The sequence below is a fragment of the Helicobacter suis HS1 genome (genome assembly GCF_026000295.1).
In the GTDB taxonomy this organism is placed as follows: Bacteria; Campylobacterota; Campylobacteria; order Campylobacterales; family Helicobacteraceae; genus Helicobacter; species Helicobacter suis.
Map to the genome: position 1 here is coordinate 570,926 of NZ_AP026769.1, position 12,193 is coordinate 583,118.

Sequence of the window (12,193 nt, forward strand, 5' to 3'; positions counted from 1 at the left end):
GTTTTTGTAAAGATATGGTAAACCTTAATGATTATCATGCTAGAATGCGTACTTTTTTTATCATTCCACCAAGAAAGGAGATTTAGGTGCATAGCTTTTCCAGATTGGGTTTTGTGTTGGCCGCTTTAGGAAGCTCGATAGGCTTAGGGCATATTTGGCGCTTTCCTTACATGGCTGGAACTAGCGGAGGGGGCGGATTTGTGATTTTATTTTTAGTTCTTGCGCTCACCGTTGGGCTTACCATGCTCATTGCTGAAATGGTGATTGGGCAAAGCACCCAAAAAGATGTCGCCTCCGCCTTTGATGCACTCGATCCACACCCTAATAAAAGACGCTGGAAATATGCAGGTTTGATGCTCTTTACGGGGCCTATTATCTTGACTTTTTATTCTATTGTCTTAGGCTGGGTGTTTTATTATTTATTTGTCGTGAGTTTTAACTTGCCCACAGATGTTAAAACTTCAGAACAAATTCTTAATAACCTCCTAGAAGACTCCATTCTTAAACAACTAGCTGGTTTTAGCTTGACTTTATGGCTTACTGCTTGGATTGTTTCTAAGGGAATTAAAGACGGGATTGAAAAACTTAATTTTATTTTAATGCCCTTGCTATTTATTGTCTTTATTGGCTTATTGATCTATGCAAGCACGCAAAACTCCTTTGGTAAGGCTTTAGATTTTATGTTTGGTATCCGCTTAGCAGACATTAATCAAAAAGTTTTTGTTAACGCCTTAGGTCAGGTTTTCTTTGCGCTTAGTTTAGGCATTGGGATTAATATCGCCTATGCCTCCTCTACCCACCATAAGCAGGATTTACTCCAAAGCGCAATTTGGGTGGTTTTACCCGGTATTTGTATTTCTCTAATTGCCGGTTTAATGATTTTTACCTTTGTCTTTGAATACGGAGCTAACCCTTCACAAGGCGCAGGCCTTATTTTTGTCTCTTTACCGGTGGTTTTTTCTAAAATGGGAGTAATAGGAAGCGTGGTTTCTATTCTTTTCTTATCAGCCCTAGCTTTTGCAGGCATCACCTCCACTATTGCTTTATTAGAACCTCCAGTGCGCTATTTAGTGGATAAAAACTATTCACGCACACAAGCCACTTGGCTTGTTACGCTAGGGATTTTTCTTGTGGGTGTACTTTTGATTCTTTCTTTGAATAAAACTTACAAACCCCATTTGAGTTTTTTCAATAAAGATCTCTTTGATTTGACAGATTTTTTCTCTACTTCTATCCTAATGCCTTTATGGGGGTTAGTCTCGGTTATCTTTGTAGGCTGGGTGGTGAGTAAAACTAAACTCTATGCAGTGAGTTTACACTTTCTGAGCAAACAGGTTTTTTTAATATGGGTATTTCTCTTAAAATATATCGCTCCTTTGGTTATTCTCATTATTTGGGTGGTTAAACTCATCCAAGGTTAGGAGGTAGAATTTGGGTTTTTCAAGACTCGGATTTATTTTAGCCACTTTGGGTAGTTCAATTGGATTAGGGCATATTTGGCGCTTTCCTTACATGGCAGGTAGCAATGGTGGGGGGGCTTTTGTTTTACTGTACTTGGGTTTAGCTTTAAGTTTGGGCATTGCTATGTTGCTAGTAGATATGATCATTGGAAACTTGGGGCGTAAAGATGTTGTGTCTTGTTATGAGCACCTCAACACCAAGCACAAAAAAGTTTGGCGTTTTAGCGCAATTTTTTTATGCACAGGCCCTATGATCTTATCTTTTTACACAGTTGTACTAGGCTGGGTTTTTTACTATCTTGTTAAAGTTAGTTTTCATTTACCTAGCTCTTTAAAAGCCTCCAAAGCCTTATTTACACATCTTAGCACTGTGGATTTATTTTGGCCAATTTTGGGCTTTAGTTTGTGGTTGTGGCTCACTGTTTATATCGTCTCTAAGGGTATTAAAGAGGGGATTGAGCGCCTAAGTTTATATCTCATGCCTCTTTTATTTTTGGTTTTTATCGGGCTTTTAATTTACGCCATGTCCATGCCAAGTTTTCATGAAGCTTTGCATTATATGTTTGTCTTTGATAGTAGCAAGATCACCATGCAAGTTTTAATTAGCGCGCTAGGGCAAATGTTTTTTTCTTTGAGTTTAGGCGTGGGGACTATTGCTACCTATGCTGCCTTTACTAAATCTGATGAGAATTTATTAGGGAGTTCTTTATGGGTGGTGTTGCCCGGTATTGCTATTTCTCTGATTGCTGGCTTAATGATCTTTACCTTTGTTTTTAATTTCCATGGCCAACCCTCACAAGGGGTAGGTTTAGTTTTTATTTCTCTACCACTTGTATTCCACCAAATGGGATTAGCAGGCTCTATTATAGCTCTCTTATTCTTTTTGGCCTTGATTTTTGCAGGCATCACCTCTACTGTTTCTATCGTTGAGCCTACTGTTTTATATTTAATGCACCATTTTAAATGGAATCGCACCCGAGCATGTTGGCTTGTTGGTTTATTAACTTATATTTTAGGTTTATTAGTTATTCTATCTAGTTGTAAAGATTATGCGTCAATGCTTACTTTTGGGGGCAAGAACATTTTTGCTTGGATGGATTTTATCACCTCTAGTATACTCATGCCTTTGGGTGGGTTGTTTTCTGTGATCTTTTTAGGCTATTTCATGGATAAAAAACGCATTTACAAATCTAGTAAACGCTTTTTGAGTCGCTTGGGCTTTTTAGTGTGGTTTTTTGCGGTGCGCTTTGTTGCACCTGTGGTTGTCTTTTTAATTTTAGTTTTGCAATTTAGCAAAAATGCGTAGAATTGCACTAGCATTTGTTTTGCTAGCTACGCTCAAGGCAGACTTTCTTAACCCACAAATTAAAAAGGACGATGATCCCATTTCTACAAGCTTTTACAAACCTTGGTACTACAATCTCAAAAACAGCTGGGAGGTCGCGCCAAGAAGACCTAAAAAGCACAATATCCTTATAGAATTTGCTAAAAAATACCTAGACATCATGGAATATAGAGGAACTTATTTTCTACCTTTTTACTATAGCTTCACCCCTATTTATCAGTGGTATCACCCGGATATTAACCGCTACCAACCTGTAGATTTTAAATTCCAAATTAGTTTTAAAGTGCCAGTAATTCACCATTTCCTCTACACAAAAGGTACGCTTTATTTAGCCTATACTGAAACTAACTGGTTTCAAATCTATAATAACCCCCAAAGCGCGCCTATGCGCATGGTTAACTATATGCCCGAGCTCATCTACATTTACCCGCTTAAAATCCCGCTTTTTAAAAAGAGTTGGGGAACTTTTAGTGAGTTTTGGATCGGCTGGCAACATATTTCTAATGGCATTGGGGGCAGACAGTGTTACCAGCCCTATGCAAATGGCAACGCTTTAGGGGCTTTTCCGGGAAACCCGGTAACAGTGATTAAAGAAGATGGCCAAAGAGTGTATGAAGGGGGGTGTCGCTCTGTAAGTGCGGGTCAGCGCCCCGTGTTTCACTTAGTTTGGCAAAAGGGCGGGTAAAAATCAATGTGGCTTATTGGCCTTATATCCCTTATAACCAATCTAACCCCGATTTGATCGCTTACATGGGTTATGGCAATGCCTTAGTGGATTATCGCAGAGGACGGCATCATTTTGAACTCAGACTCTATGATATTTTTACAGATTATTGGCGCTATAGGCGTTGGCATGGAGCAATTCGCATAGGTTATACCTTTAGAATTAGCCGCTTTGTAGGGCTTTATTTGCAGTATTTTAACGGCTATGGAGATGGGCTTTATGAGTATAATGTCTTTTCTAACCGCTTCGGGGTGGGCATTCGCCTTAACCCCTAGATTGTAAATATTCCTTTACATTTTCAATCGTGGCTATAATGAGCTTTTTAATTGAATCCCCATAACCCCATGCGATGTGGGGTGTGAGTAAAAGCTTAGGCTGGATACTTTTATCTAAAAAAGGGTGATTAGCCACCATAGGCTCTTTTTCTAACACATCTGTAGCGTAGTAAAAGTTTTGTTCTTTAAGCGCCTTAGCTACCTCCTCCTCATTAACAATCCCACCCCGCCCCACATTGATTAAAATAGCTCTTTCTTTGAGGAGCTTAAGTTCTTTGGTGCGGATTAAATTATGGGTTTGATTGTTAAGAGGCGCGTGGATAGAGATCACATCGCTTTTTTGCAAAAGAGTTTCTAGGGATTTTTGCGGGTAAGTATTATCGCTATTGCGCCCACTAGTGGAGGTATAGCTCACATGCGCGCCAAAACTCTGCGCAATACGCGCCACATTCTTACCAATCGCCCCAAGCCCAATAATCCCCCATTGTCTATTTTCTAAAGAGTAAGCGCCTTTATTAAAATGGGTAAAAATCTCACTCTTGCAATACTCCCCACTCTTACAGTAGTGATCATAATAGGCCATATTAGAAAGTAAACTCAAAGCTAAAGCAAAAGTATGCATAGTAACGCTATGGGTAGAGTAGCCGGCGACATTTTTAATTTGTATGCCTAATTGTTTTGCCACAGCGTGATCGATCATATTTGTACCCGTAGCGGTGATACAGATACATTTGAGTTTAGGAAGGGATTTTAGAGTTTGCCCATCTAGCGGGACTTTATTTAAAACCACAATCTCAGCATCTTTACAACGCTCTAGCACTAAATCCTGAGAAGTTCCCGGATAAGAAATAAGCTCTACAAACTCAGCCAAAGCGTCTAACTTATTTTTACGCCCTAGAGAAAGCGCCTCTAGTACAACAGCTATAGGTTTCATTGCTCAAAAATAACCGCGCTAGGGTTAATATCATTGCCATAAATAGGTTTAAGCGTGGTGTTATAAGCCTCCTTCATAAAACCACTTTTAGTGAGCTTGTCTATTTCTTGATCGAGCCAATCTAATAGAGCCTTATCGCCCTTTTTCACCGCTGGAGCAATTACATCTTGCTCGCCTAAATTAGGAATGCCCACTTTAAATTCGGGGTTTTGTTTTACCCATGCAAATAAAAGCGTATTATCGTGTGCTAAGGCTATCCCACGATTATTTTTAAGGGCTAAGAAAGTTTCGGTATTTTGATCGTATTTAAGCAGGTGGATATAGGGATAATTTCTAGAGAAGTAAAAATCTGCCGTCGTGCCTTTATTGACAATCAAAGGTTGATTTTTGCTCTTAAGATCAGCAACGCTTTTAATGACCCCACCTTTAGACACCACGCCTAAAGCCACTTTCATATAAGGCTTAGCAAAATCCACTACTGCCTCTCTTTCTCTAGTTTTAGTAAAATTAGCCATGATCACATCTACTTTATTAGCCTTTAAAAATTCCACCCGCGCAGCTGCCTCCACAGGTATAAACTGGATTTTCTTTGCATCGCCTAACAGATCTTTAGCCATCCGTTTAGCAATGTAAACATCAAAACCCTGATATTGCCCCTTGCTATCTACAAAACCAAAGGGAGGCTTATCGCTAAAAACGCCTACTCTTAATATTCCTCTTTCTTTGATAGCAGAAAGCCCCTCTTGAGCTTTGGATTTGTGATCAGAACACCCAACTAAAGAGAGCGCTACCAAAGCGCTAAAAACTCCAAAGAACTTTAAGAATGCACGCATACAAAACTCCTTGCTAAATTTCTCAGTCTAACAGCAAAAAACTAACAAGCACCTAAAAAATTAAAAATTTCTAAAAATTTTTGTGCCCGCTCAGATTTAGGTGAGGTGAAAAATTCCTGTGGGGGGGCTTGTTCTACCACTTGCCCTTGATCAAAAAATACAATGCGCTCAGCTACCTTTCTAGCAAACTTCATTTCATGGGTTACAATAATCATACTCATTCCCTCACTAGCTAGCTCTAAAATCACATCTAACACTTCTTTAACCATCTCTGGATCGAGCGAGGCGGTTACTTCATCAAAAAGCATCACCTCCGGCTCCATGCACAGCGCCCGGACAATGGCAACCCTTTGTTTTTGTCCCCCGCTAAGCTCCCTTGGGTAGGCTTGTTTTTTGTGCTCTAGCCCTACGCGTTTTAAAAGAGTAATGGCCTTTTCTTCTACTTTCTCCTTAGCGCGTTTTTGTACTTTCAAAGGACCTAGCAAAATATTTTGCAAGACGCTTAAATGCGGGAAAAGCTCATAACTTTGGAAAACCATGCCAATGTGCTGGCGGATTTGATTCCAATTAGTCTTAGGCGTGCTGATTTCTAGCCCTTTAAAAAAGATCGAACCTCCTTGTATGGGTTCTAGCCCATTTAAACAGCGCAGAAAAGTACTTTTACCACAGCCACTAGGCCCTAAAATCACTACCGCCTCACCCTTTTGCAATCTAAAATCAATGCCATTAAGTACGACATGCTCTGCATAGGCTTTTTTGAGTTGTTTGGTTTCTAAAATTGGCATATTAGCCCCTGTGGTATTTTTTTCTCTAGCCACTTGCTTAAACAAGAGAGCGGGTAACAAAGCATAAAGTACACCACAAAAATCCAGCCATAGACATAAAAACTTGCATGGGGCATTTTAAAGAGATTAACTTCAATCATTTGTTGGCCTACCTTTAATAAATCTATCGTACCGATTAAAGATACAAGCGAGGTGGTTTTGATCATGCGGGTAAAGAGATTGACACTAGAGGGTAAAAGGGCAAGAAAGGCCTGAGGGAAAAGAATAAAAAAGGTAATTTGCATGGGTTTTAAGCCTAGAGCCTTTGCGCTATAAGTTTGGTGTGGGCTAATGGAGGTGAGTGCGCCTCTGGTTAAATCCATCATTTCAGCTATGCCCCACACACTAAAAACCGCCACGCTAGCAACCTCTGCGCTAATATGTAAGTTAAACCATGCAGAAAGCCCAAAATACACCACAAAGAGCCAAACAAGCAGGGGGATAATGCGCACACTCTCCAAATACAGATGGCATAAAAAGCGTATAGATTTAGTACAAAAAGCCATCACAACCCCCATTAAAAGCCCCCCGATAATAGAAATAACAATGGAAAGCAGGGCGATAAATAGCGTGGTTTTTAAGCCTTCAAAGAGACGGGCTAGATAAAGCCGGTTTATTTAAAAACCATTCAGCATTAGCCCAAGATTCTAAGACTTCTTGAGCAAGGGCGTTAGTTTGGCTTAGTTCAGCGATGATCTCAAAAGAGTTATAAACAAGTAAAGTTGCCTTAAGGGCATTACAAGCAGCCTTAGCAATTTCTGTATCGCTACTTTGCAAGGCTTCAATCAGCTCTTTTAAAAAATAACCCCCAAGCATAGTTCCTAGATACTCCACCGCCTCTAAAGGGCTGAAATGTACAAAAGGATAGACGCTACTCACAAGATTGCCTAAAAATTCTGCCTTAACCTTTGCTCCCTCATCTACGCCCGGGCTTACACGTGAATCAATAAATCCTTAGCAAAAGCGCATTCGCGTAAGATTTTTACATGTAAAGAGCAAGCAAAACCTCTACCATGTTTTTTTCTTGTAGAATTGCTCAAGGGCTCTAAAAAGTAGGCTCAAAGGCAATAAGACTACTAAATAGGTTAAGACTAACAAAATAAGCGCCTCTGTGGTTTTGTAATAAATGCCTATGAGATCCTTAGCCACAAACATCACATCTGCTAGAGCAATGGCGCTTACAACGGAGGTTTCTTTTAATAGAAAAATAACATTAGCACCTAAAGAGGGTAAAGAGATAGCTAGGCTTTGTGGGAGCAAGACATAATAAAGGCTTTGTAAGCGATTTAATCCTAAACTTAAAGCCGCTTCTGTTTGCACTTTAGGCAGGGCTTTTAAACCGAGTAAAAAACTCTCTGCCATATAAGCCCCACCTAAAAAAGAAAGCCCGATAATGGCACATTGCATAGCGCTTAAAGAAAAACCAATTTCTTTTAAGCCGTAGTATAAAAAGAAAAGCTGGATAAGAAGGGGGGTATTTCTAGCAATTTCTACATACACCCGCGCACAGGGCGCAAAAAAAGGCGTTTTAAAAAACAACAAAAGTGCTACTAAAAAACCTAGCAAAGTTGCGCCTAAAATCCCAAAAAAGGCAATTAAAAGGCTGATTTTTAAACCCTGCACAAAAGCAGGGATTACATGCAACATAAAAGGCCAATTAAGCTCCAAGCCACACCCCTTCACCCCTTTAAAATTTCAGGAGCATATAGGGTTGTGCTTAAAATAAGCTTATAAACTAAAGGACTCCATTAGATGAAAATTCATGTAGCGATAAATTTCAGATTTGCGCGCTTCTAGTTTGTCGGCCACGAGTTCTAAATATTCGCTAGAGGTGGGGATTTTACCCAGCAGCGCACACACCGCGCCTAATTCAGCACTGCCTAAATACACCTGCGCGCCCTTGCCCATGCGGTTATCAAAGTTGCGGGTGGAGGTAGAAAACACTACTGCATTATCGCGTACCCGTGCTTGATTACCCATGCACAAACTACAGCCCGGAACCTCAGTCCGTGCCCCGGCAGCCCCAAAGATAGCAAAATAACCCTCTTGTGTGAGCTGTTTTTCATCCATTTTAGTAGGAGGCACGATCCAAAGGCGGATAGGCGAAGCCCCCGCACCCTTTACAATCTCCCCAAAGGCTCTAAAATGCCCAATATTAGTCATACAACTCCCGATAAAGACTTCATCAATTTTATGGGGTCGTTTGGGATTATTTAGCACTTCGCTAAGTGTAGCTACATCGTCTGGATCATTGGGGCAGGCTAAAATGGGCTCTTTAATCTCATTTAGATCAATTTCAATCACCGCGGCGTACTCAGCATCTGCATCCGGCTCTAATAACACAGGATTATTAATCCAGCTTTGCATTTTTTGTGCTCGCCTTCTTAAAGTTTCTTGATGCTCATAGCCATTTACAATCATTTGCTCAATGAGTTTGATATTAGAGCTTAGATATTCAATAATGGGCTCTTTATTCAAGCGCACAGTACAAGCTGCCGCGCTTCTTTCTGCGCTCGCATCGCTAAGCTCAAAAGCCTGCTCAATTTTAATATCACCTAGCCCTTCAATCTCTAAAATCTTGCCATTGAAAATATTCTTTTTGCCCTTTTTCTCTACAGTGAGCAAACCTTGTTTGATTGCATAGTAGGGAATGGCATTTACGAGGTCTCTAAGCGTGATACCCGGTTGCATCTCTCCTTTAAAGCGCACAAGTACAGATTCAGGCATGTTTAAGGGCATGGTCCCCGTTACGGCTGCAAAGGCCACAAGCCCGCTACCAGCTGGAAAACTAATCCCAAGAGGGAAACGGGTATGGCTATCGCCTCCAGTGCCTAAGGTATCCGGTAAGCCCATGCGATTAAGCCAAGAATGGATAATCCCATCTTTAGGGCGCAAAGCTACCCCGCCTCTACTAGTAAAAAATTGCGGTAAAGTGGCTTGTAAACGCACATCAGAGGGTTTAGGATAAGCAGCCGTGTGGCAAAAAGACTGCAATACAAAATCTGCCTCAAAATGCAGGCTAGCTAATTCCTTAACTTCATCGCGCGTCATCGCTCCTGTTGTATCTTGACTGCCCACAGTGCTAGCAAGCGGTTCACAATATGCCCCGGGGCGCACGCCCTCCACCCCGCATGCTTTTCCTACAATTTTTTGGGCTAGAGTGTAGCCTTTTGTGCTTTCTTTGGGTTGTTCTGGTTTAGCAAAGACATCAGAGGGGGGGAGGTTTAAGAATTTACGCGCCTTGTTAGTGAGAGAGCGCCCAATAATTAGAGGAATACGCCCCCCAGCGCGGTATTCATCGGCTAGGGTGGTGGGTTCTAATTTAAACGAACTAATTACTTTGCCCTCTTTACAGATTTGCCCTTTATAAGGATAAACCTCAATCATATCGCCCTCTTTTAAATCTTTCACATCTGCTACTATGGGCAAAGCTCCGCTATCCTCACAGGTGGCAAAGAAAATAGGCGCAACCACGCCTCCAATGACCACACTCCCCGTTCTTTTATTGGGCACATAAGGAATATCTTTCCCAAAGTGCCACATAATTGAATTAGTCGCGCTTTTGCGTGAGCTACCTGTACCCACTACATCGCCCACATACACCACCGGCACGCCTTTAGACTTGATATTTGTTAAGCGTTCTTGGTAGTTTTCTATGCGATTTTTAAGCATGGCATTAGCATGCAGAGGAATATCGCTACGGGTAAAGGCATCGCTAGCTGGGCTTAAATCATCGGTGTTAGTTTCCCCATCAATTTTAAGTACGCACAGTTCTAGTTTTTCGGGTAAAGCCGGTTTATTTAAAAACCATTCAGCATTAGCCCAAGATTCTAAGACTTCTTGAGCAAGGGCGTTAGTTTGGCTTAGTTCAGCGATGATCTCAAAAGAGTTATAAACAAGTAAAGTTGCCTTAAGGGCATTACAAGCAGCCTTAGCAATTTCTGTATCGCTACTTTGCAAGGCTTCAATCAGAGGCGCAACATTATAACCCCCAAGCATAGTTCCTAGATACTCCACCGCCTCTAAAGGGCTGAAATGTACGCATTCTACTTTTTTACTCACAAGATTGCCTAAAAATTCTGCCTTAACCTTTGCTCCCTCATCTACGCCCGGGCTTACACGGTGAATCAATAAATCCTTAGCAAAAGCGCATTCTGCTTTGTCATTAGAGTATAAAAGGATATTAACCACCCTTTCTACTTGTTCTGCGTTTAAGGGCAAGGGGGGGATATGCTCCCTAGCACGCTCCCGCGTGATTTGTTGGTATTCTTGCAAAAAATTCAACATATCAACTCCTTCTAGGTTTATCTTGGTAGTATATAACAACTCCGTTATTTTTTTGCCATGTCTAAAAGATTATCAAGTAAGGTTATGCATGCGTTTTGGAAAAATTGATTATTTAAATTTACTCCCCTTTGATGTTTTTATTAAGGCCTACCCCACACCCTCTAACTTCAAGCAGTTTTTAAACCACAAAAAAACCTATCCGGCTAAGCTCAATCACGATTTTCTTTTTAAACGCATTGATGCGGGTTTTATCTCTTCCATTGCCGGTTTTAATTCTTGGCGCAAAAGACAAGTTACTCCCTGTGGCATTATTGGAGAAAAACAAGTATTGAGTGTTTTAGTGGTGCAAACTGAGCCTAAAATGGATAGCCAATCAAATACCTCTAATGCTCTTTGCCAAGTTCTTGGGCTTAGGGGACAGGTTTTAATTGGGGATAAAGCCTTGCGTTTTTATTACAAAAAAGGAAATAAGCCAGATTTTATAGACATGGCCACCTGCTGGTATCAAAAAAGAGGATTGCCCTTTGTATTTGGCCGTTTTTGTTTCCAATCCCATGACTTTTTTTATCAAAACCTAGCCCGCGCCTTTTATGCTAAAAAAGTCAAAATTCCTTTTTATATTTTAGAGCAAAGAGCGCGTGTTAGCCAACTTAACTACTCGCAGATTTTAGAGTATCTTAAGCATATCAAATACCGTTTGCGCGCTAAAGAGGAATTCTCTTTGCGTTGTTTTTACCGCGAGTTGCGCCTTAAAAGAATTAAGGGACCCCGTCGTTTTTAAAGCTAGTATACATCCACTCTCCATACCACCCCAAAAAGCCTAGCAAATAAAACGACCAACGGGCTTCGTTATAGCGCTCTATTTGAAACAAAATAGGGGCACTTAATAAAAACACTAAAATTCCGGCTATTAGCACCAATAAATTAGCGTATTCATAAAGCCCAAAATACTCTTTATGTCTAGCAAGCAAAACCAGCAATAACACCAATCCAAGACAAAAGAGAATCCAATCAAACCATGCCTGTAAACTATGGGTTAAAAAATAGGTCTGTAACCCGCTAGCAAAGAGAGTAACCAAACAGGTATTAAGAGAGGGGGCAAAAAGAATCAGATATTTGTTTTTAAATTTCTTACTTCTAAAATGAAACCAGATCATTCCTAGTAGAAAAAATGCAAGATAGAAAAAGAACGCGAATAAAAAGGTAGGAGTAGGGATAGGAGGAATAAAGCACAAGTATATGAAGAGTACCCCCCCGATGAATGCCACGATTTGGGGAATGAGTGCGTGGTTTTTATGCCATGCACAAAGTACTAGATAGATAAGAGACATGAATACGCCACAGACATAAAGGAAAAAGATTAATGGGCGGTAAAAGTGTTTATTAAAAATACTAAAGAGTTGCGTAAAATCATGGGCAAAGGTAGAGAGCAGTAAAGAAAGACTCGTGATCACAAAGAGGATAAAAAAAATTGAGGAAAACACCACCTTGTAAAGATTGATTTTTTGCAT

The 12,193-nt window shown here is 40.6% G+C and carries 10 protein-coding genes and 2 pseudogenes; 4 read left to right on the top strand and 8 right to left on the bottom strand.

Going from position 1 to position 12,193, the window contains the following annotated elements; translation table 11 throughout:
• The first annotated feature begins 86 nt into the window (after positions 1-86).
• The 3 genes and pseudogenes from OO773_RS03185 (at position 87) to OO773_RS03195 (ending at position 3,804) form a co-directional block, all read left to right on the top strand.
• Positions 87-1,421: a sodium-dependent transporter gene (locus OO773_RS03185; RefSeq protein ID WP_006564044.1), complete on the top strand. Its 1,335-nt coding sequence runs from the start codon at positions 87-89 to the stop codon at positions 1,419-1,421.
• Positions 1,422-1,431: 10 nt separating this feature from the next.
• Positions 1,432-2,766: a sodium-dependent transporter gene (locus tag OO773_RS03190; protein WP_006564043.1), complete on the top strand. Its 1,335-nt coding sequence runs from the start codon at positions 1,432-1,434 to the stop codon at positions 2,764-2,766.
• A pseudogene (locus OO773_RS03195) lies at positions 2,759-3,804 on the top strand (phospholipase A). The gene OO773_RS03190 and the pseudogene OO773_RS03195 overlap by 8 nt, the downstream one beginning before the upstream one ends.
• Here OO773_RS03195 and OO773_RS03200 read toward each other — a convergent pair.
• The 7 genes and pseudogenes from OO773_RS03200 to acnB form a co-directional block, all read right to left on the bottom strand.
• A complete protein-coding gene (locus OO773_RS03200; RefSeq protein ID WP_264828681.1) occupies positions 3,794-4,738 on the bottom strand; it encodes a D-2-hydroxyacid dehydrogenase in 945 nt (314 codons plus the stop codon). The pseudogene OO773_RS03195 and the gene OO773_RS03200 sit on opposite strands and share 11 nt — an antisense overlap.
• Complete coding sequence (locus OO773_RS03205) at positions 4,735-5,571, bottom strand: cysteine ABC transporter substrate-binding protein (protein ID WP_006564040.1); 837 nt, start codon at positions 5,569-5,571, stop codon at positions 4,735-4,737. Before OO773_RS03205 ends, OO773_RS03200 begins: the two co-directional genes overlap by 4 nt.
• 41 nt (positions 5,572-5,612) lie before the next feature.
• The gene (locus OO773_RS03210; RefSeq protein WP_034376748.1) at positions 5,613-6,356 is read right to left on the bottom strand and encodes an amino acid ABC transporter ATP-binding protein; all 744 of its coding nucleotides are present in this window, start codon (positions 6,354-6,356) and stop codon (positions 5,613-5,615) included.
• Positions 6,344-7,012 (bottom strand): amino acid ABC transporter permease, encoded by a 669-nt coding sequence (locus tag OO773_RS03215; RefSeq protein WP_264828726.1) that lies wholly within the window; start codon positions 7,010-7,012, stop codon positions 6,344-6,346. Before OO773_RS03215 ends, OO773_RS03210 begins: the two co-directional genes overlap by 13 nt.
• Positions 6,996-7,360: pseudogene (locus OO773_RS03220) on the bottom strand (bifunctional aconitate hydratase 2/2-methylisocitrate dehydratase); the annotation flags it as partial. The pseudogene OO773_RS03220 and the gene OO773_RS03215, both read right to left, overlap by 17 nt.
• 43 nt (positions 7,361-7,403) lie before the next feature.
• Positions 7,404-8,063, bottom strand: coding sequence for an amino acid ABC transporter permease (locus OO773_RS03225; RefSeq protein WP_006564037.1), 660 nt, complete (start codon positions 8,061-8,063; stop codon positions 7,404-7,406).
• Positions 8,064-8,123: 60 nt separating this feature from the next.
• Positions 8,124-10,682 carry a bifunctional aconitate hydratase 2/2-methylisocitrate dehydratase gene (gene acnB / locus OO773_RS03230; RefSeq protein WP_006564036.1) on the bottom strand — a complete coding sequence of 853 codons (2,559 nt, stop codon included), beginning with the start codon at positions 10,680-10,682 and terminating at the stop codon, positions 8,124-8,126.
• Between the two features lie 88 nt (positions 10,683-10,770).
• On the opposite strand from acnB, the gene OO773_RS03235 reads away from it, so the two are divergent.
• Positions 10,771-11,463 carry an MqnA/MqnD/SBP family protein gene (locus OO773_RS03235; RefSeq protein WP_006564035.1) on the top strand — a complete coding sequence of 231 codons (693 nt, stop codon included), beginning with the start codon at positions 10,771-10,773 and terminating at the stop codon, positions 11,461-11,463.
• On the opposite strand, the gene OO773_RS03240 is transcribed toward OO773_RS03235, so the two are convergent.
• Positions 11,441-12,193 (bottom strand): hypothetical protein, encoded by a 753-nt coding sequence (locus tag OO773_RS03240; protein WP_040499112.1) that lies wholly within the window; start codon positions 12,191-12,193, stop codon positions 11,441-11,443. The genes OO773_RS03235 and OO773_RS03240 overlap by 23 nt on opposite strands.